Raw genomic sequence first — 24,412 nt, 5'->3', positions numbered from 1 at the left:
CACCTTCCCGGCCAGCCGCAACCCGATCGAAGAAGATCAACCATGACCATCAAGACCCACCGCATCGGCCAGATCGTCCCCAGCTCCAACACGACCATGGAGACGGAGATCCCGGCGATGCTGACCGCGCACGCGCTGGCGCACGGCACGCGCTTCACCTTCCATTCCAGCCGCATGCGGATGAAGACGGTGAAGAAGGAGGAGCTGGCGGCCATGGACGCGGAGTCCGACCGCTGCGCCCTGGAGCTGTCCGACGCCCGCGTGGACGTGCTGGGCTACGCCTGCCTCGTCGCGATCATGTCCATAGGCAAGGGCTACCACCGCGTCTCGCAGGAGCGGCTGCATTCCCGCACGGTGGAGAATGGCGGCGCCGCCCCGGTCATCACCAGCGCCGGCGCGCTGGTCGACGCGCTGCACGTTATCGGGGCGAAGCGCATCGCGCTGGTCGCCCCCTACATGAAGCCGCTGACCCAGCTCGTCGTCGATTACATCGAGCATGAAGGCGTGCAGGTCGTGGACTGGCGCGCGCTGGAGATCCCCGACAACCTGGAGGTCGGCCGCCACGATCCGGCCCGCCTGCCGCAGATCGTCGCCGGCATGGAGACGTCCAACGTGGACGCGGTCGTCCTGTCGGCCTGCGTGCAGATGCCGTCGCTGCCCGCCATCCCGCAGGTGGAAGCGATGACCGGCAAGCCGGTGGTCACCGCGGCGGTCGCCACGACCTACGCCATGCTGAAGGCGCTCGACCTGAAGACGGTCGTGCCGGGCGCCGGCGCGCTGCTCTCCGGCGCCTACTGAGGAAGGGTCCGACCATGACCAGCACCTACCGGTACGGCGCCAACGTCCGCGCCAACGGCATCCGCCAGCATTACCTGCGCTATGGTGGGAAAGGCCGCCCCGTCATCATCGTGCCGGGCATCACCAGCCCGGCCGTCACCTGGGGCTTCGTGGGGGAGCGGTTCGGCCGCAACTTCGACACCTACGTGCTGGACGTCCGCGGCCGCGGCCTGTCGGAAGCGTCGGACACGCTCGACTACGGCCTGGACGCCATGGCCGCCGACGTCGCGGCCTTCGCCGAGGCGCTGGGCCTCCGGGATTACGCGCTGGTCGGCCACAGCATGGGCGCCCGCATCGGCCTGCGCGCGGTCAGCCGGCACGGCGCCACGCCGGCCCGGCTGGTGATGGTCGATCCCCCCGTGTCCGGCCCCGACCGCCGCCCCTATCCGGCGCAGCTGCCCTGGTACGTGGACTCCATCCGCCTGATGACCAAGGGGGCCGACCTGGAGGCCATGCGGCCCTTCTGCCCGACCTGGACCGACGAGCAGCTGCGCCTGCGCGCGGAGTGGCTGCACACCTGCGACGAGCGGGCCATCGTCACCGCCTTCGAGGCCTTCCAGACCGACGACATTCACGCCGACTTCCCACGGCTGACCTGCCCGTCGCTGCTGATGATCGCCGGCGGCGCCACCGTGATCCTGCCGGAGGACGAGGCGGAGATCCGCGACCTCCAGCCCGCCATCCGCACCGTCCGCGTGGCGGGTGCCGGGCACATGATCCCGTGGGACGACGAAGAGGGCTTCTACCGCGCCTTCGGCGATTTCCTCGGCACCCCGGTTTGACCTGACCGCATACAGAAAGGGAGCACCCATGGCCGTCAGCGACGCCGACATGGTCCGCGCCTGGACCCATGTCCTGACCCTCTCCAAGCTGAAGCCGCAGGACGTGGTGACTGTGCTGACCAGCGACAGCACCCACCCGCAGACCCTGCGCACCGCCTTGATCGCCGCCGGGAACCTGGGCGCGCGGGTCAACCGGCTGGACCTGCCGCCGGTGAACGCGGAGTTCGCCCACAGCCGCGACAGCCTCGCCTATCTCGGCACCACGCCGCTGACCGGCAACCGCGCCGCCATGGCGGCGCTGAAGGAAAGCGACCTCGTCCTGGACCTGATGACCCTGCTCTTCTCGCCGGAGCAGATGGAGATCCTGGAGAGCGGCACGAAGATCCTGCTGGCCGTCGAACCGCCGGAGGTGCTGGTCCGCCTGCTCCCCAGCCTGGAGGACAAGGCGACCGTCGGCGAGGCCGCAGCACTCCTGAAGGCCGCGAAGGAGATGCGCGTCACCTCCAAGGCCGGCACCGACCTGCGCCTGCCCATCGGGGAGTTCCCGGTCGTCCAGGAATACGGCTTCGTGGACGAGCCCGGCCGTTGGGACCACTGGCCGAGCGGCTTCAGCTTCACCTTCCCCAACGAGGGCAAGGCGAGCGGCCGCATCGTGCTGGACCGGGGGGACATCCTGCTGCCGATGAAGTCCTACCTGACCTCGCAGATCGAGATGACGGTGGAGAACGGCTTCGTCACCGCCATCACCGGCGGCTTGGACGCCGACCTGCTGAACGACTACATGGACGCCTTCGACGACCCGGAGGCCTACGCCATCTCCCACGTCGGCTGGGGAACGCAGGCCCGCGCGCGCTGGTCGACGCTCGGCCTCTACGACCGGGAGCAGACGCTGGGCATGGACGCCCGCGCCTTCGCCGGGAACTTCCTGTTCTCGCTCGGCCCCAACAACGAGGCCGGCGGATCGCGCGTCACCGCCTGCCACATCGACATCCCCATGCGCAACTGCACCGTGGCGCTGGACGGCCGCGAGGTCGTGCGCGACGGCAAGATTCTCGCCCAGAAGGAACCGGCATGAGCACCGCAGAAACGCAGGTCTACGAGCGCCAGGGCTTCGGCCGGTCGCTGGGCATCCAGGGGCAGATCGGCTTGCTGATCGTCGATTTCGTCAACGGCTTCGCCGACCCGGCGGTGTTCGGCGGCGGCAACATCCCGCCGGCCATCGCACGCACGAAAGAGGTCCTGGCCAAGGCGCGCAAGCGCGGCTGGAAGGTGGCGCACAGCCGGATCGTCTACGCCGATGACGGTTCCGACGGGAACATCTTCTCGATCAAGGTGCCGGGCATGCAGACGCTGACCGAGCACGCGGCCATCAGCGCCATCGTGCCGGAGCTGACGCCGGTGGAGGGCGAACTGGTGGTCCGCAAGACCGTCCCGTCCGCCTTCTTCGGCACCGGGCTGGCGCCCTGGTTGACTCAGCGCGGCGTCGAGACACTTCTCATCGCCGGTGCGACGACCAGCGGCTGCGTGCGGGCCAGCGTCGTGGACGCCATGTGCCACGGCTTCCGGCCAGTGATCATGGCGGACTGCGTCGGCGACCGGGCCATCGGCCCGCACGAGGCCAACCTGTTCGACATCGCCCAGAAATACGGCGACGTCGTTCCGGCAGAGCGCATCCTCGCGCTGTGAGCCGCGCGGGGGACGGTGGTATGGTGAGGGATTGGGAAGAGACGCAGCGTTGAGAATGAGCCAGGCGAAGACCACATCCCGGGACGACCCGTCCTCCTCCGACGCCCCCTCCGAGGGGGCGCCGCGGCGGCGGGCCGGTCCCGGCCGGCCGGAAGGCACCAGCCACGTGCGCGACGCGATCCTCGACGCGGCGGAGGTGGAGTTCGCGGCACTCGGCTACGCCGGCACCAGCCTGCGCAACGTCGCGGAGCGGGCCAACGTCACCCAGGCGCTGATCAACTATTACTTCGGCTCCAAGAACGGCCTGTTCGAGGAGGTCTTCCTGCGGCGCGGCCGGCAGATCGCCGACGACCGCCTCCAGCGGCTGGACGCGCTGCGCCGCTCCGGAAAGCCGCTGTCGGTCCCGGACATCGTCCACGCCTTCCTGAGGCCGGCCCTGTCGATGCGGGAGACGGACGGCGGACGCACCTTCATGCGGCTGCACGCCCGCCTGCACACCGAACCGCCGGAAATCTCCTACAAGCTGCGCAACCAGGCCTACGACGAGTCCACCCGCGCCTACGCCGACGCGCTGCGCGAGGCTTTGCCGCACCTGTCGGAACGCGACGTCTACTGGCGCATCACGCTGATGATCGGCGCCTATCTCTACGCCTTCTCCGACACCCACCGGCTGGAGGAGATGGCCCGCGGCGTCTGCAACCCGGACGACCCGGAGGAGATCATGACGGCCATCAGCAGCTTCGTCACCGCGGGCATGGTGGCCCCCGCCCCGACCGTGCCGGAAAGCCCGCCCAAGCCGGCGGCACCGAAGAAGCGGAAGCCCAAGGTCACAAAGGCCGGCGCAACAACCGCTTGATCCGGCGGACATCCTGTTCGACGATGCGGCCGGCCGCGCGCTGCGGCCGTAGCGCGTGGGCATGCCCTTCCCCGCCCGCGCCATGCCATTTCCCGCATCAAAACCCATCGTCGAAAGCCGAGAATGCCCCGAGCCAACGCGGAGCCGACCTCGCTCCTCTTCACGACCGCCGAGTATGAATCGCGTCTGACGGCGGTGCGCGCGCAGATGCAGGCGCGCGGCGTCGATGTCCTGCTCGTCGACCAGACGGAGTTCCTGTCCTACCTGACCGGCTTCGGCCCGTCGGAGACCATGCACCGCGCCTGCCTCGTGCCGCTGGATGCCGAGCCGGTGATGGTGCTGCGCGCCATCGACGTCGCCCCCTTCCAGGAACACACCTGGCTGACGCGCCACGTCGCCTTCGCCGACTGGGAGGACCCGGTCGCGGTGCTGGCGGACACGCTGCGGCGGAACGGCTGGGCCGGCGCGCGCCTCGGGCTGGACGAGGATTCCTACTGCATGACGGTGCGCCGCTTCCGCGCGCTCCAGGCGGCCCTGCCGGATGCCCGCTTCGTTGATTTCTCGGGCGTCCTGGACGTGCTGCGGGCGCGCAAGTCGGTGACGGAGATCGCCTACATCCGCAAGGCGGCCTCCATCGCCGACCTCGCCATGGCCGAGGCCATCGCCGTGGCGGGCGTGGGCAAGAGCGAGCGCGACGCCGCCGCCGCGGCCAGCCACGCCTTCGTCCGGCTGGGCGCCGACACCGGGCGCGCCGGGCCGATCACCGCCGGGACTGGGCTGGGCTTCCTGCACGGCCACCTGCACAGCCGGGCGATGAGCGCCGGGGAGATCCTGCACCTGGAGCTGATCCCCACCGTCAACGGCTACGGCGCCCGCCTGATGCGCCCGGCGGCCATCGGCGCGCCGACCGACGAGCAGCGGCACACCGCCGAAACGTTGATCCGCATCCAGGACGCGCAGTTCGCCGCGATGCGGCCGGGCACCCGGGCGCGGGAGGTCGACGCCATCGCCCGCGAGGGGATCCTCGGCGCGGGTCTGCGCGACAGCTACGTCAACGTCACCGGCTACACGCTGGGCCACTACCCGCCCTCGACGCCGCGCACCAGCGACTTCACGCGCGTCTTCCTGCCGACCTCCGACTGGGTACTGGAGACGGGCATGACCTTCCACATGTACGTGTCGGCCTGGGGCATCGCCTTCAGCGAGACGATCCTGGTCACCGACCATGGCGCCGAGCGGCTGACGCAGACCGCCCGGTGCCTGTTCGTGGCGTAGTTTTTAGGTCCGGCCCAGCGGCTGGGCGGTGGCGGCGATCCGCGCCTGCGGGGCCGGTTCCGCGGGCTCCGGATCCAGGGCCTCGGCCGCGTCGGCGTAGCGGCGGGCGAGGACGGCGCAGGCCATCAGCTGGATCTGGTGGAACAGCATCACCGGCAGCAGCACCAGCCCCGCCGTGGCCGGGGAGAACAGCACCCCGGCCATCGGCACGCCGCTGACCAGCGACTTCTTCGACCCGCAGAAGACGATCGCGGTCTCGTCCGCCTTCGAGAAGCCGAGACGCCGGGTGAGCAACGTGCTGCCGCCCAGGAAAACCGCCAGGATGATGCAGTCGATCGCCAGCAGCACGGCCAGCGACTGCGGCGGCACCTGATGCCACAGCCCGTTCGCCACCGCCTCGCTGAAGGCCAGATAGACGACCAGCAGGATCGACCCGCGGTCGGTGAACTTCAGCAGCGTCTTGTGCCGCGCCGCCCAGCCGCCGACCCAGGGGCGCAGCAGCTGGCCAAGGACGAAGGGTAGCAGCAGCTGCGCCGCGATGGTCCCGATCGTGTCGAGCGACAGCCCGGCCCCCTGCACCTTCAGGAACAGCGCGACCAGCAGCGGCGTCACCAGGATGCCGCCGATGTTGGACAGGGTGGAGCTGCACACCGCCGCCGCCACGTTGCCGCGCGCCATCGAGGTGAAGGCGATGGAGGATTGCACTGTGGAGGGCAGCAGGCAGAGGAACTGCACGCCCATCGCCAGCGCGGGCGGCAGCAGGCTGGCCGGCATCGTCGCCACCACCAGCCAGCCGATCAGCGGGAAGGCGACGTAGGTCAGGGACAGGATCAGCAGGTGCAGCCGCCAATGGGCGATGCCGGCGATCACCTCCTCGCGCGGCAGGCGGGCGCCGTGCAGGAAGAACAGCAGCGCGATGGCACCGCCCGCCAGCCAATGCATCCCCTCCGCCGCCTCGCCCTGCACGGGGAGCAGCGTCGCGAGCCCGACCGTCGCCGCCAGCGCCATCGTAAAGCCGTCGAGGTTCAGGCGAGGCAAACGGATCATCGGAACGGCCTTCAAGCGGAAGCGGAACAACGGATTTAACGCTGCACCGCCGCAAATGGAAGCGTCCGCGGACCCGCCGGGCAGGGCTCCACTTGCATGGCAGGCTTGATTTTGTTCGACTTTCTGACTTTCAGTGATGCGTATTACTGTATTCACAGTGGCGAGACTGTTAGATATGCCCGTTACCGGAAAACAATTTCTTCAACGTGCCAACACCCTTCCACCGTCATTCCCGCGAAGGCGGGAATCCAGGGCACATCAGTCGCTGAGCAGCGGAGTTTTCTGGATCCCCGCCTTCGCGGGGATGACGGTGGGGGGTCTCGCCTGAAGACTCACAGCCTCTCACCGCACCTCGTTGACGTAGCGGTGGTTGTCGGCCAGCGTCCGGTGGTGGCCGATGATGGTCAGCGTTCCGGCCTGATCGAACGCCTCCTCGTCGATGACCAGCAGGGCGGACGGGTCGGGAAGGCCCAGGACGGCGCGGTCATCGTCGGTGGCGAGGCCGGCGGACACCTGTTCCCGCACCGCGGAGATGCGGATGCCGTAGGCGTCGAGCAGGTGGATGTACAGGCGCTGCGGCACCTCGGCCGGCTCCATCGGGAAGTTCGGCAGGCGACGGGCGACCAGCGCCATGCGCGACCGCATCACCGCCCGGCCGTCCACCCGGCGCACGCGCTCGATGCGGAGCAGCGGTTCCCCCTCCGCCTCCCCGAACAGCAGCGCCTCGGCGGATGTTGCCGGCTCAATCGCAAGGCGGGTCACCTCCGCCTCCGACGTCAGCAGACGGCCGTCGGGGCCGTGCATCCGGTAGTACTGGAAGAAGAAGCGCAGGCTGTGCTGCGGCGTGCGGCCGGTGACGATGGTGCCGGTCTTGCGCCGACGCATCAGCATGCCGTCGGCGGTCAGGTCGGCCAGCGCGCGGCGCATCGTGCCCACCGCGACGCCATATTCCGCGGCCAGCGCCACCTCGCCCGGCAGCACCATGCCCGGCGGCCATTCGCCCAGCAGGATGGCCTCCGCCATGCGCCGCTTCACATGCTCGTACAGCGGCACCGGAAGCTCAATCTGGCCACTTGCCTGCTTTTTCGGCACCGCCGCCTCATTATCGGTCATTTTGTTGCTCAAAACTTGACGATTGACAAAGTGTCTGTCCGGCCGTCTATTTCTTTATAGAATATAGAAATAGCCCGGTGGATGCCATGCCCGGTATGTTCCATGAATAGCCTCGATGGAGCGATGGCCTGGATCGAGCGCGCGGCGGAGGGTGCCGTCGCCGACTTCGCGCGCATGATCGCCATCGACACCTCCTTTCCTCCCGGCGCCGGCTACGACGCCTTCGCCGACCTGATGGACGAGCTGATCGCCCCGCTGGGCTTCCGGTCCCAGCGCGTCGTGGTGCCGGAGGCGCTGTGGGCGGCTCCCGGCAATTGGGCGAAGGGCCGGCGCACCAATCTCATCGGGGAGCGCGAGACGGGCAAGCCCGTTCTCGGGCTCTACTTCCACGTGGACACCGTTCCGGCCGCCCCCGGCTGGACGCGCGATCCACTGGCCCTGACGCGCGAGGGCGACCGGCTCTACGGGCTGGGGGCGGCGGACATGAAGGGGACCATCGTCGCGGTCCTGCTGGCGCTGCGCGCCGCGCAGGCCAGCGGCCTGGATCTCGCTTACGACCCGATGTTGCTGTTCTGCACCGACGAGGAAGGCGGGCTGTATCCCGGCGTGCGTTATCTGGCGGAGCTGGGGCTGCTGAAGGGCCACGTGCTGAACTTCAACGGCAGCGCCGCCCCGCGCATCTGGGCCGGCTGCTTCGGCCTGTTCAACCTGCTGGTCCGCATCCACGGCCACACGGTCCACGCGGGCGAGGGCAACAACAGCGGCGCCGGCGTCAACGCCATCGAGGCCGCTTTGCCGGCGCTCCAGGCGCTGGCCGCGCTGAAGCCCACCGTTGCCGCCCGCACCTCCGCCCTGCCGGCCCCGCCCACGGCGAACGGCCCGCTGACCGCGCGGCTGGACATCGCCGCCGCGAACGGCGGTACGGCCGGCGGGCAGGTCCCGTCGCTGTTCGAGATCCTGGTGTCGCGCCGCTACGCGCCGGAGGAGCGGTTCGAGGACGCCTATGCCGAGATCACCGACGCCATCGCCGCGGCCATGGCGCCGGTGAAGGCGGCCTCCCCCAGCGTGCAGGTCGAAACCCACCTCGTCGGCCATCTCGCCCCGACCTCGGACCCGACCGGCCCGCACTGGCTGCGCTGGCAGGCCGCCCTGTCCACTGGCTTCGGCTACCGGCCGGAGGAGTTCCGCGCCTGGGGTGCGTCGAGCTGCTCCGACTTCGGCTGGGTGCAGCGCACCGGCATGCAGGAGGTGCTGCTGACCGGCCTCGGCCGCCCGGACCGGCACATCCATTCCCCCGACGAGCACACCACGCTGACCGACATCGTCGCCCTGGCGAAGAGCGTGCTCGCCTACCTCGCGGCCGGCTTCGCCCCGGATCTCATTCCTGAAAACGCTGCCGACGCGTCCCCCACCACTCAGAAGGAGTTCGTTCGATGATCCCCGTGACCCGCCGGCTCTTTCTTAGCGGCACCGCCGCCGCCGTCTGCGCCCTGTCCTCCGGCACCGTTCTGCTCGGCCCGGCCAGCTCGGCGCTGGCCCAAACGGCCGCGCCGAAGCGCGGCGGCGTGCTGCGCATTTCCGTCGATCAGGCGGCCAGCGTCATCCACCCGCTGCGCACCCGCGTGAACCCGGAATATCTGGTGGCGGAGCTGCTTTATTCCGGCCTGACCCGCCTCGGCCCGGAAATGACGGCGGAGCCGGACCTTGCCGAGTCCTGGAGCCCGGACGCCAGCCTGACCGAATGGACCTTCACGCTGCGCCCGGGCCTGACCTTCCATGACGGGTCGCCCTGCACGGCCAAGGACGTGGTGGCGACATTCACCGCCATCCTCGACCCCAAGACCGCCTCGCCCGCCCGCACCAACGTCGGCCCGATCAAGGAGGTGGTGGCCCGCGACGACCGCACCGTCCTGATCCGCCTGCAGTCGCCCTTCGCCGACCTGCCGGTGACGCTCGCCTACACCAACGCCCGCATCATCCCCGCGGCGGTGATCGAGGGCGACCTGGACAGCCTGTCGCGCACCGCCATCGGCACCGGCCCGTTCAAGCTCGTCTCCTTCGAGCCGGACCGCAAGATCGTGGTGGAGCGCAACCCCGCCTACTACGACCCGGCGCGCCCCTATGTGGACCGGGTGGAGGTGCTGGTCTATCCCGACCGCACGGCGGAGGCCTCGGCCCTCATCTCCGGCGACACCGACCTGATGATGGCGACCGCCCCCGGCGAGTTCCAGCGGCTGGGCAAGGCGTCGGGCGTGAAGGCGCTGCGCGTGCCGTCGGGCCAGTTCCTGAACGTCAACATGGGCTGCGACCAGAAGCCCTTCTCCGACGTGCGCGTGCGCAAGGCGCTGGCGCTGACCATCGACCGCGACGCCATGGTCGGTTTCGTCGCCGGCGGCTACGGCACGCCCGGCAACGATTCACCGGTCAGCCCGGCCTACCACTTCCACAAGGAGATGCCGCTACGCAAGGCGGACGTCGCCCAGGCCAAGAAGCTGCTGGCCGAGGCCGGCTACCCCAACGGCGTGGACCTGACGCTGATCGCGTCGGACAAGCCGGGGACCCGCACCGACCTCGCCGTCGCGATCCGCGAGATGGCCAAGGCCGCCGGCTTCCGCATCCAGGTGCAGACGATGCCGCACGCCACATACCTGGACCAGGTGTGGAAGAAGGGCAATTTCTACGTCGGCTTCTACAACATGCAGGCGACGGCCGACGCCATCTTCTCGCTGCTCTACACCTCCGACGCGGCGTGGAACGAGACGCGCTGGAACAACACGGCCTTCGACGCGCTGGTGGCCGAGGCCCGCACCAAGACCGACGAGGCGGAGCGGCAGGCGCTCTACGCCAAGGCGCAGCAGCTGATGCACGAGGAGATCCCGTCGGTCATCCCGGTCTTCTTCGACCTGCTGGCCGCCCAGCGCACCTATGTCCAGGGCTATGGCCTGCACCCGCGCGGCTCGGTCTTCCGCCTCGACTTCGTGTCGCTCGGCGCCGACGCACCGAAGCGGGGCTGAGGCCGGTGTCGCTGTCCTGGATTCTGCGGCGGCTGCTGCTGATCGTCTACACGGTGTTCGTCGTGTCGGTCCTGGTCTTCGGCATCACCCAGGTGCTGCCGGCCGACGCGGCGGTGACCCTGCTGGGCGAGAACGCGACCGCCGACGCGCTGGCCGCCATCCGCGACCGGCTGGGCCTGGGCGACCCGATCTGGATGCAGTATCTGCGCTGGGTCGGGCACGCCGTCACCGGGGACTTCGGCCTGTCCATGCGGACCGGCCAGCCGGTCGGGCCGGAGATGGTGGCCGCACTCGGCCGCTCCCTCCTGCTGGCCTTCGCCGCCATCGCGCTGATGCTGGTGGTCGCGGTGCCGCTGGGCGTCGTGGCGGCGGTGCGGCAGGGCAAGCTGGCCGACACGCTGACCAGCCTCGTCTCCTACCTCGGCGTCGCCTTTCCGGAGTTCGTGACGGCGACGCTGTTCGCCATGCTGCTGGCCGACACGCTGCAATGGCTGCCGGCGACCGGCTACGTCTCCCCCTTCGAGGACCCGTGGGGGGCCGTCCGGCACCTCGCCTTGCCGGTGCTGACCGCGTCGGTGATCCTGGTGGCCCACGTCTCCCGCATGGTCCGGTCGGAGACGCTGGACGTGCTGCACAGCGACTATGTCCGCGCCGCCCGGCTGAAGGGACTGCCGGAGCGGACCGTGCTGACGCGCCACGCCCTGCGCAACGCGCTGCTGCCCGTGGTGACCATCGTGGCGCTGGACGTCGGCTACCTGCTGGGCGGCATCATCGTCATCGAGGAGATCTTCGCCATCCCCGGCATCGGGCGGCAGCTGATGGTGGCGATCACCGCGCGCGACCTGCCCTCCATCCAGGCCGGGGCGCTGATCATGTCGGCGACCTACGCCGTCGCCAACACGCTGGCCGACGTCGCCTACGCCTTCCTCGACAAGAGAATCCGCTATGACTGACCTCCTGCGACGCCTCGTGCGCACGCCGCAGGGCGCCATCGGGCTGCTGCTCCTGCTCGTCCTGGCGGCGGTCTGCCTGTTCGGCCCGTGGCTGGCCCCGCAAGACCCGGAGAAGATCGACTTCCTTGGCCGCTTCCGCCCGGCGGGGGCGGAGAACTGGTTCGGCGCCGACCAGCTCGGCCGCGACGTGCTGAGCCGGCTGCTGGTCGGCGCGCGCTCCACCATCCCCATGGCGCTGGCGGCGACCCTGCTCGGCACGGTCATCGGCTCGGTGGTGGGGACGGCGTCGGCCTATCTCGGCGGGCGCTGGGACGAGGCGATCATGCGCACCATCGACGCGGTGATGGCGGTGCCCGGCCTGCTGCTGGCGCTTCTGCTGGTCAGCACGTTGGGCAACGGCGCCACCAACGCCATGGTCGCCATCGCCGTCGCCTTCGCGCCGGGCATGGCCCGCGTCACGCGGTCCGTCGCGCTCAACGTGCGCAACCAGGACTATGTCAAGGCGGCCATCGTGCGCGGCGAGCGCGGGTCCTGGATCGTCTTTCGCGAGATGCTGCCCAACGTCATGGCCCCGGTGGTGATCGAGACGACCATCCGCGTGTCCTTCGCGGTGATGCTGTTCGCCACGCTCAGCTTCCTCGGCCTCGGCGCGCAGCCGCCGGCGTCGGAATGGGGGCTGATGGTGGCCGACGCGCGCCAGTACGTCCATCAGGCGCCCTGGATCCTGATCGCGCCGTCGATCGCCATCGCGGTGACCGCCATCGCCTTCAACCTGCTCGGCGACGGGCTGCGCGACGCCATGAACCCGCGGAACGAACGATGACGACTCCGGTCCTGTCCATCCGCAACTACACGCTCGATTACCTGACCGCGGGCGGCCCCGTCCGCGTGTTGCAGGACATCGCCCTCGACATCGCGCCGGGGGAGGTGCTGGGCCTCGTCGGCGAGTCCGGCTCCGGCAAAAGCTCGCTGGCCTGGGCGATCATGCGCCACCTGCCGAAGAACGCGCGGGAGGTGTCCGGCGACATCCGCCTGGGCGACACCGACCTGCGCGCCCTGCCCGGCCGGGATCTCACCCGCGTGCGCGGGCGGCGCATCGGGATGGTGTTCCAGGACCCGTCCACCTCCCTGAACCCCACCCTACCCGTCGGCCGCCAGATCACGGAAACGCTGGTCATCACCCGCGGCCTTAGTCAGGCGGAGGCCTGGACGGAGGCGCTGGCATTGCTCGGCCATGTGGAGCTGCGCAACCCCGAGGCGCTGATGAAGCGCTACCCGCACGAAATCTCGGGCGGCGAGAAGCAGCGCATCCTGATCGCCACCGCCTTCGGCTGCCGGCCGGAGCTGATCGTCTTCGACGAGCCGACCACCGCGCTGGACGTCATCACCGGCGCGCGGATCCTGGAGCTGTTCACCCGCCTGCGGGCGGAGACGGGGGTGGCCGCCCTCTACATCTCCCACGACCTCGCGCTGGTCTCGCGCGTGGCCGACCGGGTGGCGGTGATGAAGCACGGGAAACTGGTGGAGGAGGCCCCGGCCGACCGCATCTTCCGCGCGCCGCAGCACCCGGAGACGCAAATCCTCGTCGACGCCGTGCCGCGGCCGGAACGCCGCCTCGTCCACGACCAGCCGGGGGAGCGGGTGCTGCTGGCGGCCCAGGACATCTCCGTCCGCTACGCCCGCCGCCGCCTGTTCCGCCCGGCCCCGCCGCCGGCCACCCAGGCCGTGGGATTCAACGTGCGCGCAGGCGAAATCCTGGGCGTGGTCGGCGAATCCGGCTCCGGAAAATCCTCCATCGCGCGGGCGCTGACCGGGTTGGCCGACTTCAGCGGCTCCATCCGCTTCGACGGCCGGCCCATCGCCGCGGGGCGCGCCATGGACCGCCAGTACCGCCGCGCCGTGCAGATCGTCTTCCAGCACCCGGACAGCTCCTTGAACCCGCGCCAGAAGGTCGGCGAGATCCTGGCCCGGCCGCTGCGCCTGTTCGGCGGCAACGTTTCGGACGTGGGCCGGCTGCTGGAGCAGGTGCGCCTGCCCGCGAGCTTCGCCGACCGCTGGCCGCACCAGCTCTCCGGCGGGCAGAAGCAGCGCGTCGCCATCGCCCGCGCCTTCGCGGCCAAGCCGTCGCTGGTCATCTGCGACGAGATCACCGCCCCGCTCGACGTGTCGGTCCAGGCCTCGATCATCGAGCTTCTGCTCACGCTGCGGGCGGAGACCGGGACCGCCTACCTGTTCATCACCCATGACCTGAACCTGATCCGCCAGATCGCCCACCGCATCGCCGTGATGCGCGGGGGCGAGCTGGTCGACCTGCTCCCCATCGACGCCATCGACGCGGAACACGTCCACCCCTACACGCGCGACCTGATCGCCGCGTCCCCCACCCCCGTCGGCTGAGGCCAAGGATTTCCGATATGGACAAGAAAGCCCTTCTCGACCGCCTGGACACGGACGCCGCCCTGGCGTTCCTCGCCCGGATGGTCCAGCACAAAAGCTACAGCCAGACCGACGGCGAGCGCGCGCTGGCCGCCTTCATGAAGGATGCCATGGCCGGCATCGGGCTAGCGGCGGAGCTGACCCCCGTCCCCGGCGACCGGGTCAACGCCGTCGGCCGCTGGTCCGGCACCGGCGGCGGCAAGAGCCTGCTGTTCAACGGCCACATCGATACCAACCCGGTGACGGAGGGCTGGACCGTCGATCCCTGGGGCGGGAAGATCGACGACCGCTTCATCTACGGCATCGGCTGCTCCAACATGAAGGCGGGCGACGCCGCCTATTTCTGCGCGGTCAAGACGCTGATCGAGGCCGGCGTGACGCTGCGCGGCGACGTCATCCTGACCTATGTGGTGGGGGAGCTTCAGGGCGGCATCGGCACCTACGCCCTGATGGAGCAGGGGCTGCGCGCCGACTATTTCGTCAACAGCGAACCGACCGACCTGCAGGCCATGACCATGCACGCGGCGGCGCTGTCCTTCGTGATCGAGCTGGTCGGCGACACCCGCCACCTGTCGAAGCGGGAGGAGGCGGTGGACGCCATCCTGGCCGCCTGCGACCTGATCCCCCGCATGACCGCCATGAAGCTGTCGGGCGCCCGCTCGCCGGAGCATGAGAAGATCAACCGCGTCCATGTCGGCGTGGTGCACGGCGCGCTGGGCAAGGACCTGCACGAATGGCGCCCGCCGCAGGTCGCCGACTTCGTGCGGCTGAAGGGCTCCGCCCGCTACGCGACCGGCCAGACGGAAGAGGGCGTGCTCGCCGACCTGCGCCGCGAGCTGGACGCGCTGGAGGCACGCTTCCCCGGCCTGAAGGCGACGGTGCTGTCCGACAACCAGCGCGGCACCCCGACCATGCCGACCTTCGAGGTGGCGAAGACCAGCCCGATCGTCCAGGCCATCAACACGGCCTACCGCGCGGTGCGCGGGACGGAGCAGCCGACCGGCGCCATCACCCCGCCGGGATTCTACGGCACCGACGCCGGGCACCTGCTGCATTCCGGGGGCATGGAGGGCGTCGTCTGCGGCCCCGGCGGCCGCTACAACACCATGCCGGACGAGCGCGTGGACATCGATGACTACCTCGACATGATCCGCGTCTACATGCTGACGATCCTGGAGATCTGCGGCTGAGGCGTTCCCTCGCGCGGAGCGGTCAGCCCAGCGCCGCGGTGAAGACCGTCCAGCGTTCGTCGAACAGCCGCTGAAGGAGCGACGGGTCGGCCGGTGGCCCGTCGCCGAGGCGGATGCGGTTGTTCACGCCTTCCAGCAAATCCACGAGGATCCCGCAGGCCCCGGCCGGGTCGCCGGGGCGGAGCGCGCCCGCCGCTTGCGCCGACGCGACGGCCTCGACCAGGGGCGCCAGCGCCTCCCCCGACCAAGCCGCCAGCCTCGCGCGCAACGTTGGCGACAAGGCCGCCTCCGCGCTGACGGACAGGTAGAAGGCCGCGTAGTCGCGCGACGACCCGATCTCGACGTAGCGCAACGCCGCGCGCCGCAACGCGTCCAAAGGTCCTGTCCCCTCGGCGGCGGCCGAGGACAGGGCTTGGCGGAACCGGCCGATGTCGCGCGCGACCACGGCGTCGAGCAGCGCCGCCTTATTGGGGTAGCGGCGGTAGATCGTGTGCTTCGACACGCCCAGTTCCAGGGCGATCTCCTCCACCGAGCTGTTCGCGACGCCCTTGCGGCAAAAGACGGAGCGCGCCCCGTCCAGGACCTGCGCGTCGATGGCCGCCGCCTGTTCCCGGGTCGGCCGTCCTCCCAATTTGCCCCCGGGCTTGCGTGCGCCGGCTTCCATGCACAGTCCTTTCGAAAGCGGAACGGATCGAAACGGCACGATACCGTTGCGTTTTCCGCCGACCTCTGATATCAGCACCATACCGTGCTGTTATTCCGGTTTCAACGAGGTCCCCAGGCATGGCGTCCATCACCCTGACCCGGCTGTCCTGGTCGACGCCCGACGGCCGCCGCGTCCTGTCCGATCTCGACCTCGCCTTCGGGCGGGAGCGCACGGGGCTGGTCGGGCGCAACGGAACCGGCAAGACCACGCTGCTGAAGCTGATCGCCGGGGAGCTTCGGCCGCTGTCCGGCAACATCTCGGTCAATGGCACGCTGGGCGTCCTGAAGCAGGTGGTCCAGCCCGGGGAGCGGGAAACCGTGGCCGACCTGTTCGGCGCGACGGCGGCGCTGGCCACCCTGCGCCGGGCCGAGGCCGGCCTTGCCGACGCCGACGAGTTGGCCGGGGCCGACTGGACGCTGGCGGAGCGCATCGCGGCGGCGCTGGGGCGTGTCGGGCTGGACGCCGGGCCGGACACGCGGCTTGCGGAACTGTCCGGGGGCCAGCGGACGCGCGCCAGCCTCGCCGCCGCGGTCTTCGCCGAGCCGGACGTCCTGCTGCTCGACGAGCCGACGAACAACCTCGACCGCGACGGGCGGGAGGCGGTGGCGTCGCTGCTCGCCGGATGGCGGGCCGGGGCCATCGTGGTCAGCCACGACCGCGCGCTGCTCGACCGGATGGACGCCATCGTCGAGCTGACGTCGCTGGGCGCGGCCCGCTATGGCGGCAACTGGACCCTCTACCGGGAGCGCAAGGCGGCCGAGCTGGCGGCGGCGCGGCAGGATCTGGCGCATGCGGAGAAGACGGCGGCGGAGGTCGACCGCAGGGCGCAGCGCGCGGCGGAGCGGAAGGACCGCCGCGACGCCGCCGGGTCGCGGAAGGGCGACCGCGGCGACCTGCCCCGCATCCTGCTGGGTGGCCGGAAGAACCGCGCCGAAGCCAGCCGGGGCGACGCCGCCAAGCTGGCCGGGCGCCAGCGGGCCGAGGCTGGGGCGGCGGTGGAGGCGGCGCGGTCCCGCATCGAAATCCTCCGGGATCTGTCGGTGACGCTGCCGCCGACCGGGCTTCCGGCGAACCGGACGGTCCTGCGCCTGGACGGCGTCACCGCCGGATACGACGCCGAGCATCCGGTCATCCGCGACCTGTCCCTGTCCATGGTCGGGCCGGAGCGCGTCGCCGTCGTCGGGCCGAACGGATCGGGCAAGACGACGCTTCTGAACCTGATCGCCGGCCGGATCACGCCCATCCGGGGAACGGTGTCCGTCGCCGTGGGCTTCGCCATGCTCGACCAGCGCGTGGGCATCCTCGACCCCGCGGCCTCCATCCTGGACAACTTCCTGCGCCTCAACCCCGGTGCGAGCGAGAACGCCTGCCGGGCCACCCTCGCCCGCTTCCTGTTCCGGGCGGACGCGGCACTCCAGCCGGTCGGCACCTTGAGCGGAGGGCAGACGCTGCGCGCCGGGCTCGCCTGCGCGCTGGGCGGGCCGCAACCGCCGTCGCTGCTGCTGCTCGACGAGCCGACCAACCATCTGGACGTGGAGTCGATCGAAGCCGTGGAGGCGGGGCTGGCGTCCTACGACGGCGCGCTCCTGCTGGTCAGCCACGACGAAGCCTTCCTCGCCAACCTGGGGGTCGGCCGGCGCCTGGACCTCAGCCTACCTCCGGCGCCGTTCAACCCTCTCCCCTCTGGGGAGAGGGCAGGGTGAGGGGGTCCGGCCATCTTGGGACGTCCGGCACAAGCACAACCCCCTCACCCTAACCCTCTCCCCAGAGGGGAGAGGGGATTTCAAAGTCGGGAGAGGCGACGCGGCCCCCCGCCGGGGAGACATTGTATCCCACTGTATCCGGGCGGCCCGCCGGTACAGAGGCTTTCAAATTTCCGCCGCCCGAACATGCTGGAGATACATCGGCGTCGGAATCTGTGGGTGTGGTTGATGCAGTCATGGAGGGATCGATGGCAGAGAACAGCGTTGCGGGAACGCCCGCCGCGGACAGCGTGGACCGGGGGCGGCGCCGGTTTATCGGCACGGCCGCTTTGGGCGTCGCCGCGGCCGGATTCGGCGTGACCGCCGCGCCGGCCTTGTCGGCGGAAACGCCAGCGCCCCGCCCGGCGGCGGGTGGCGGAGCAACCGCCTTCAAGGCCCTGAAGCAGGTCAACGCCGGTCCGCTGAACGTCGGCTATGCCGAGGACGGCCCCGCCGACGGCCCGCCGGTGCTCCTGCTGCACGGATGGCCCTACGACATCCACAGCTATGTGGAGGTGGCCCCCATCCTCGCGGCGGCGGGCTACCGGGTCATCGTCCCCTACCTGCGGGGCTACGGCACGACGCGGTTCCTGTCGGACGACACGCGCCGGAACGGCCAGCAGGCGGCCATCGCCGCCGACGCCATCGCGCTGATGGACGCCCTGACGATCGAAAAGGCGGTCGTCGCCGGCTGCGACTGGGGCGCCCGGACCGCCAACATCGTGGCGGCGCTCTGGCCGGAGCGCTGCAAGGCCATGGTGTCGGTCAGCGGCTACCTCATCGGCAGCCAGGAGCTGAACCGGATGCCGCTGCCGCCCAAGGCCGAGTTGCAGTGGTGGTATCAGTATTACTTCGCGACCGACCGCGGCCGGGACGGCTACGCCAAATACACGCGCGACTTCGCCCGCCTGATCTGGGAGCTGGCCTCGCCGAAATGGGCCTTCGACGACGCGACCTTCGCGCGGTCGGCCCCCGCCTTCGACAATCCCGACCATGTCGCGATCTCCATCCACAATTACCGCTGGCGGCTGGGCCTCGCGGAGGGCGAGCCGCAGTACGACGCGCTTGAGAAGACGCTCGCCACCTTCCCGGCCATCGCGGTGCCGACGATCACGATGGAAGGCGACGCGAACGGCGCCCCGCACCCGGATCCGGCTGTCTACGCCAAGAAGTTCACCGGCCGCTATGAGCACCGGCTGATCACCGGCGGCATCGGTCACAACCTGCCGCAGGAGGCGCCGCAGGCCTTCGCCCAGGCGGTGCTCGACGTCGCAAAATTTTAAACGTCGCCTGAAGGAGGGCCCACACCAAAGAGAAGGCAACGCCGCTCGCCAGCGCTGGATTGCTCGGCTATAACACCCAGGCTTTGGTTAAGGCGTGTTAACGCCCCCGCGAAGAAGGGTGATGTCCATGGCCCGGCTGCTTGCGCTTCTCCTCGTCCTCTGTGTCGTTGTCGCGAGCCCGCCGGTGCGGGCGGAGTATGTGCCGCCGGGCCTCGGCAACGAGGCCGCGGCCTACGCGCAGTCCCTGCGCGCCAAGGCGCCGCCGCAGCCGAGCGCGCAGCAGCGGGCCGATGCGCTGAAGCAGGCGCGGTCGCTCCTCCAGCAGGGCAACGGCGCCGCGGCCGTGCCGAAGTTCGAGCAGGCGATCACGCTGGGCGCCGGCAGCCCCTCGGTGTGGCTGGACCTCAGCAACGCCTGGATGGCCCAGCCCAGCCCCAACAAGGAGCGCGCGCTCCAGGCCGCCCGGCTCGCCTACACCGCCGAGGGCGGCAAGGACGAGGACCGCGTCGCCGCCCTGTGGCGCATGGCCGACCTGCTGGAAGGTCCCTTCGGCAAGCCGGAGGAGGCGGTGCGGGTCCTGCGCGACATCCAGGCGATGGCGCCGACGCTGGACAAGCCCCTGTTGGATGCCCGCGCGCCGGGCCTGGACGGGCGGGTGCTGGCGCTGCGCCAGAAGGTCGGGCTGTCGCTGCGCGCCGTCCGCGTCAACCCGGAGGACGAGGCGCCGCGGGTCTGCTTCACCTTCTCCGACGCGCTGAGCACCAAGCGCGGGCTGCGCTTCGACGATTTCCTGCGGATCGAGCCGCCGACCCGCGTGGCGGTGGAAACGCGCGACCGCGACCTCTGCCTGCGTGGCTTCACCCACGGCAACGGCTATACGGTCACGCTGCGCCAGGGACTGCCCGGCGAGGACGGCGTGCTGCTGAAGGCCGACGAGACGCAGCGCGTGCGCGTCCCCGACCGGCCGGCCATGGCCGCCTTCCGCGGCAGCGCCTTCATCCTGCCGCGCAGCGGGGCGGACGGCATCCCGGTGGTCAGCGTCAACGCCGAAAAACTGAACGTCGCGGTCTACCGCATCGCCGACCGCAACCTCGTCCCCGGATCGCAGGACGGGCGCCTGTTCACCCCCTTGACCGGCAGCGCCGCCGAGGTCCTGGCCGACCAGCGCGGCGAGCTGGTGTGGAAGGGCACGCTGGAAACAAAAGGCGAGCGCAACAAGGAGACCACCACGGCCCTGCCCTTCCGCCAAGCGGCGGGCGACGCGCCGAAGCCCGGCCTCTACGCCGTCACCGCCGAACCGGCGGACGTGGAGCGGGCGGAGGAGTGGTCCGACCTTGCCACCCAATGGGTGGTCGTGTCGGACATCGGCCTGACCAGCCTGCGCGGGGCAGACGGCATCACGGTCTTCGCCCGCTCCTACGGCACCGCCAAGCCGATGCCGGGGGTGGAGGTGGCGCTGGTCGCCCGCAACAACGCGGAGCTGGCGCGCGTCACCACCGACGCGATGGGCCGCGCCACCTTCCCGCCGGGCGTCGTGCGCAACCGCGGCGGCAACATGCCGGAAATGGCCATGGCCTACGCCGGCGGCGACTTCGCCATGCTGGACCTGACCAGCGCCGCCTTCGACCTGTCCGACCGCGGGGTCGGCGGACGGGCGGCGCCGGGGCCGATGGACGCCTTCGTCTACACCGACCGCGGCGTCTACCGGCAAGGCGAGACCGTCAACCTCGGCATCCTGCTGCGCGACGACAAGACGGACGCGGTGGAGAACTTCCCGCTGACCGTCAAGGTGCTGCGGCCGAGCGGGACCGAATACTATTCCGGACAAGCCCCCGCCCATCCGGCGGGCGGCTTCTTCCTGCCGCTGGCCCTGTCGAAGACGGCGCCGCTCGGCGGCTGGCAGGTGCTGGTCTACAGCGACCCGAAGGGGGAGCCGGTGGGCCGCGCCAGCTTCCAGGTCGAGGATTTCGTGCCGCTGAAGCTGGCGCTGGACGTCGCCCCATCGGCCCCGGTCCTGACCATTGGGGAGCCCTTCGAGGTGGTGGCGAGCGGCCGCTTCCTCTACGGCCCGCCGGCCGCCGGGCTTGACGGCACCGCGGAGGTGGCGCTCCAGCCCGACCCGATGCCCTACCCGGCCTTCAAGGACTACCGCTTCGGCCTCGCCCAGGAAACGGTGAACAGCCGGCTGGAGACGCTGGAGTTCCCGACCACCGACGCGGAGGGCAAGTCGCGCATTTCGGTCGCCCTGCCCGGCCTGCCGGACACCACCCGCCCCCTGCGCGCCGAGATCCGCGTGACCCTGGCGGAGCCCGGCGGCCGGCCGGCGCGCGCGTCGGTGACCGTGCCGGTGCGCAGCGCATCCTACGCCATCGGCCTGCGCCCGCAGTTCCGCGACGGCCATATCGGGGAGGGCCAGGAGGCCCTGTTCGACCTCGTCGCCGTAGCCCCCGACGGCACGCCGCTGCCCAAGCAGAATCTCAGCTGGGAACTGGTGGAGGAGCGCGTCACCTTCCAGTGGTACCGGCAGGGCGGTCGCGTCAGCTACACGGCGGTGACCCGCGACGTGCCGATCACGTCCGGCACGGTCGGCGTCGCGGCGGACAAGCCGGCGGTGCTGTCGGTCGGCAAGCGCGACTTCGGCCGCTACCGGCTGGAGGTGACGGACAAGGCGGCGCGCGTCGCCAGCTCCGTCCGCTTCGCGTCGGGCTGGCAGACCAGTGAGGACAACGGCAGCACGCCGGACAAGCTGGAGGTCACCGCCGACAAGCCAACCTACGCTCCCGGCGAGACGGCGCGGCTGAAGATCACGCCGCCCTTCGCGGGCGAGGTCCTGCTGACCGTCGCCACCGACCGGCTGCTCGACGTCCGCACCCTGTCGGTCCCGGCCGAGGGCACGACCGTCGAGGTCAAGGTGGACCCGACCTGGGGTCCCGGCGCCTACGTCACCGCCACCGCCTACCGCCCGCCGGTCAAGGGGCGGGAACGGCAGCCGGTGCGCGCCATCGGTCTCGCCTGGCTCGGCATCAATCCGGCGGTGCGCACGCTCGACGTGGCGCTCGACGCCCCCGCGGTGATCACGCCGCGCGGGTCCGTGGAGGTCGGGGTGAAGGTCGCCGCCGCGGCGGGGACGCTGGACGACGCCTACGTCACGCTGGCCGCGGTGGACGAGGGCATCCTGCGCCTGACCGACTTCGCCAGCCCGCAGCCGGGCAAGCATTTCTTCGGCAAGCGTATGCTGGGGCTGGACATCCGCGACGACTACGGCCGGCTGATCGACGCGCTGGACGGCCCCTTCGGCGCGCTGCGCCAGGGCGGCGATTCCAGCGGGGCTGGCCTGCCGGTGGTGCCCTTCACGGTGGTGTCGCTGTTCAAGGGGCCGGTCAAGGTCGGCGCCGACGGCACCGCCCGCATCCGCCTGGACATCCCCGACTTCAACGGGGAACTGCGGCTGATGGCCGTGGCCTACAGCAGCCGCCGGGTCGGGTCGGCCGCGCAAGCCCTGACTGTCCGCGACCCGCTGGTGGCCGACGCCATCACGCCCCGCTTCCTCGCCCCCGGCGACGAAAGCCGCGTCACCCTCAACCTCCACAACGTGGAGGGGGCGGAGGGCGCCTACGCGGTCACCGTCGAAGGGCGCGACGCCGTGGCGGTGGAGGGCGGCCAGCAGTCCGTCCCCTTGGCGAAGGGCGAGCGCAAATCGCTGGTCCTGCCGCTGAAGGGCGTGTCCGCCGGCATCGGCCACATCGCGCTGTCGGTGACCGGGCCGGACGGCCGGACGCTGTCGCACGACACCGCCATCACCGTGCGGCCGGCCCGCCCGGTGGAGACGCAGTTCACCACCAGCCAGCTGGCGCCCGGCGAGCAGGTGCGCATCGATGGCGTGCAGCTCGCGGCCTTCGTGCCGGGGACCACGGGCCTGTCGGTCAGCTTCAGCACGGCCCCGCCCTTCGACGTGGCGGGCATCCTGCGGGCGCTGGACCGCTATCCCTTCGGCTGTTCGGAGCAGACCATCAGCCGCGCCCTGCCCCTGCTGGCGGTGCGCGACGTGGAGCTTGCGCTCGGTGCGGATCGCAAGCCGGACGACGGTCTGGAATCGCGCATCCAGCAGGCGGTGGCCCGCACGCTGGACCGCCAGCGCTTCGACGGCAGCTTCGGCCTGTGGAGCGCCTATGAGGATTCCGACCCCTGGCTCACCGCCTACGCGACGGAGTTCCTGATCCGCGCGCGGGAGAAGGGCAACCCCGTGCCGGACAAGCCGCTGGCCGACGCGCTCGGCTGGCTGCGCCAGCGGGCCATCGCCAGCGCCGGCGGGCCGGAGGATCTGGCGGCGCGCGCCTACGCCCTGCACGTCCTGGCGCTGGGCGGCATTGCGCTGCCGGGGCCGGCGCGCTACCTGCACGACACGGCGCTGGAGCAACTGCCGACCCCGCTCGCCAAGGGACAGCTGGGTGCCGCGCTGGCCCGCATGGGCGACACGGAGCGGGCGAACAGCGCCTTCGATTCCGCGGTCGCGCGGCTGGCGCGCAACGAGTGGCGCGCCGACTACGGCTCCACCACCCGCGACGCGGCGGCGCTGATCGCGATCGCCGCGGAGGTCAACATGCTCGGCAACCGCCTGCCGGCCCTGCTGGACCGGCTGCCGGCCTCCGCCACCGCGGCGAACCGGACCAACACGCAGGAGAAGGCCTGGGCGGTGCTGGCCGCCGACGCGCTTCTGCGCGGCAGCCCCGGCCCCGTGGAGCTGGCGCTTCCCGGCGGCGTCAAGCGCAGTGGAGCCCGGGTCGACCTGACGCCAACCGCGGCGCAGCTCGCCGGCGGTCTGCCGGTCGGCAACGCCGGCAAGGCGGCGGTCTGGCAGGCGGTGTCGCTGTCCGGCGTGCCCACCATCCCAGCCCCGGCGGCGCGCGAGGGGCTGCGCATCAAGCGCAACTTCTTCCACAAGGACGGCAGCCCGGTGAACCTGGACGAGATCCGCCAGAACGACGTGTTCCTGGTGGTTCTGGAGGGGGAATCGACGACCAAGCTGTTCCACCAGCTCGCCGTGACCCACCCGCTGCCGGCCGGCTGGGAGATCGAGAACCCGCGCTTCGGCGCCGGGGGCACCAGCGACTTCGAGTGGCTGACCGACCTGTCCGTCCCCAACAGCTTTGAGTCGCGCGACGACCGCTTCACGGCGGCGGTCGACATCGCGGAGGGCGGCCCTGAGAATGGCCCGCAAACCTTCAAGCTGGCCTTCCTGGTGCGGGCGGTGACGCCGGGAAGCTACGAACTGCCCGGCGCCTCGGTCGAGGACATGTACAAGCCCCGCTTCTTCGCCCGCCAAGCCGCCGGGCGGATCGCGGTGAAGCCGGCGATGTGATGGGAAAGGAAACGCCGCAAAAAGCCCCTCTCCCTCGAGGGGAGAGGGGTTGGGGTGAGGGTGGCGCCGGCGCAAGCCGGCCGGATGCATCGAAATCGGCTGCAATACGGGATTTTTTCCGGGCTGCCGCCCG

General features: G+C 70.7%; 18 protein-coding genes. 15 read left to right on the top strand and 3 right to left on the bottom strand.

The annotated features are described in order from the left end of the window. The first annotated feature begins 42 nt into the window (after positions 1-42). From J2851_RS29730 to J2851_RS29705, 6 genes are all read left to right on the top strand, one after another. The gene (locus J2851_RS29730) at positions 43-798 is read left to right on the top strand and encodes a maleate cis-trans isomerase family protein (protein WP_281416106.1); all 756 of its coding nucleotides are present in this window, start codon (positions 43-45) and stop codon (positions 796-798) included. Between the two features lie 14 nt (positions 799-812). Beyond that, positions 813-1,619: an alpha/beta hydrolase gene (locus J2851_RS29725; protein ID WP_209771004.1), complete on the top strand. Its 807-nt coding sequence runs from the start codon at positions 813-815 to the stop codon at positions 1,617-1,619. Positions 1,620-1,647: 28 nt separating this feature from the next. After that, a complete protein-coding gene (locus J2851_RS29720) occupies positions 1,648-2,694 on the top strand; it encodes a 2,5-dihydroxypyridine 5,6-dioxygenase NicX family protein (protein ID WP_209771001.1) in 1,047 nt (348 codons plus the stop codon). Then, on the top strand, positions 2,691-3,305 hold the full coding sequence (locus tag J2851_RS29715; RefSeq protein ID WP_209770999.1) for an isochorismatase family protein: 615 nt from the start codon (positions 2,691-2,693) through the stop codon (positions 3,303-3,305). The genes J2851_RS29720 and J2851_RS29715 overlap by 4 nt, the downstream gene beginning before the upstream one ends. A 55-nt stretch (positions 3,306-3,360) precedes the next feature. Then, on the top strand, positions 3,361-4,161 hold the full coding sequence (locus tag J2851_RS29710) for a TetR/AcrR family transcriptional regulator (protein ID WP_209770996.1): 801 nt from the start codon (positions 3,361-3,363) through the stop codon (positions 4,159-4,161). 123 nt (positions 4,162-4,284) lie between these two features. Beyond that, complete coding sequence (locus tag J2851_RS29705) at positions 4,285-5,436, top strand: M24 family metallopeptidase (protein ID WP_209770993.1); 1,152 nt, start codon at positions 4,285-4,287, stop codon at positions 5,434-5,436. A 3-nt stretch (positions 5,437-5,439) separates the two neighbouring features. On the opposite strand, the gene J2851_RS29700 is transcribed toward J2851_RS29705, so the two are convergent. Together J2851_RS29700 and J2851_RS29695 are read right to left on the bottom strand one after the other, a co-directional pair. Next, complete coding sequence (locus J2851_RS29700) at positions 5,440-6,483, bottom strand: bile acid:sodium symporter family protein (protein ID WP_209770990.1); 1,044 nt, start codon at positions 6,481-6,483, stop codon at positions 5,440-5,442. A gap of 342 nt (positions 6,484-6,825) precedes the next feature. Further along, positions 6,826-7,596, bottom strand: coding sequence for a GntR family transcriptional regulator (locus J2851_RS29695; protein WP_209770987.1), 771 nt, complete (start codon positions 7,594-7,596; stop codon positions 6,826-6,828). A 102-nt stretch (positions 7,597-7,698) separates the two neighbouring features. Here J2851_RS29695 and J2851_RS29690 point away from each other — a divergent pair, with 102 nt between their 5' ends. From J2851_RS29690 to J2851_RS29665, 6 genes are read left to right on the top strand one after another with little or no spacing between them, the layout of a single operon-like run. Further along, complete coding sequence (locus J2851_RS29690) at positions 7,699-9,033, top strand: M20 family metallopeptidase (RefSeq protein WP_209770985.1); 1,335 nt, start codon at positions 7,699-7,701, stop codon at positions 9,031-9,033. Next, complete coding sequence (locus tag J2851_RS29685) at positions 9,030-10,610, top strand: ABC transporter substrate-binding protein (RefSeq protein ID WP_209770983.1); 1,581 nt, start codon at positions 9,030-9,032, stop codon at positions 10,608-10,610. Before J2851_RS29690 ends, J2851_RS29685 begins: the two co-directional genes overlap by 4 nt. A gap of 5 nt (positions 10,611-10,615) precedes the next feature. Next, on the top strand, positions 10,616-11,563 hold the full coding sequence (locus J2851_RS29680; RefSeq protein WP_209770981.1) for an ABC transporter permease: 948 nt from the start codon (positions 10,616-10,618) through the stop codon (positions 11,561-11,563). After that, positions 11,556-12,386 carry an ABC transporter permease gene (locus J2851_RS29675; RefSeq protein ID WP_209770979.1) on the top strand — a complete coding sequence of 277 codons (831 nt, stop codon included), beginning with the start codon at positions 11,556-11,558 and terminating at the stop codon, positions 12,384-12,386. The genes J2851_RS29680 and J2851_RS29675 overlap by 8 nt, the downstream gene beginning before the upstream one ends. Next, positions 12,383-13,960, top strand: a complete 1,578-nt coding sequence (nikE, locus tag J2851_RS29670) for a nickel ABC transporter ATP-binding protein NikE (RefSeq protein ID WP_209770978.1) — start codon at positions 12,383-12,385, stop codon at positions 13,958-13,960. The genes J2851_RS29675 and nikE overlap by 4 nt, the downstream gene beginning before the upstream one ends. A gap of 17 nt (positions 13,961-13,977) precedes the next feature. Then, positions 13,978-15,189, top strand: a complete 1,212-nt coding sequence (locus J2851_RS29665; protein ID WP_209770975.1) for a M20 family metallopeptidase — start codon at positions 13,978-13,980, stop codon at positions 15,187-15,189. 22 nt (positions 15,190-15,211) lie between these two features. Here J2851_RS29665 and J2851_RS29660 read toward each other — a convergent pair whose 3' ends face one another. Next, a complete protein-coding gene (locus tag J2851_RS29660) occupies positions 15,212-15,853 on the bottom strand; it encodes a TetR/AcrR family transcriptional regulator (RefSeq protein WP_209770972.1) in 642 nt (213 codons plus the stop codon). 119 nt (positions 15,854-15,972) lie between these two features. Here J2851_RS29660 and J2851_RS29655 point away from each other — a divergent pair, with 119 nt between their 5' ends. The 3 genes from J2851_RS29655 (at position 15,973) to J2851_RS29645 (ending at position 24,279) form a co-directional block, all read left to right on the top strand. Next, positions 15,973-17,598 (top strand): ABC-F family ATP-binding cassette domain-containing protein, encoded by a 1,626-nt coding sequence (locus J2851_RS29655; protein ID WP_209770969.1) that lies wholly within the window; start codon positions 15,973-15,975, stop codon positions 17,596-17,598. Positions 17,599-17,846: 248 nt separating this feature from the next. Next, on the top strand, positions 17,847-18,920 hold the full coding sequence (locus J2851_RS29650; protein ID WP_209770967.1) for an alpha/beta fold hydrolase: 1,074 nt from the start codon (positions 17,847-17,849) through the stop codon (positions 18,918-18,920). Positions 18,921-19,047: 127 nt separating this feature from the next. Then, entirely contained in the window at positions 19,048-24,279 is a 5,232-nt protein-coding gene (locus J2851_RS29645; protein ID WP_209770964.1) for an alpha-2-macroglobulin family protein, read from the top strand. Positions 24,280-24,412: the final 133 nt, after the last annotated feature.

The organism is Azospirillum rugosum (assembly GCF_017876155.1).
GTDB lineage: Bacteria > Pseudomonadota > Alphaproteobacteria > Azospirillales > Azospirillaceae > Azospirillum > Azospirillum rugosum.
Note: the sequence above shows the minus strand (reverse complement) of the source record. Positions and strands in the feature narration are given on the sequence as shown.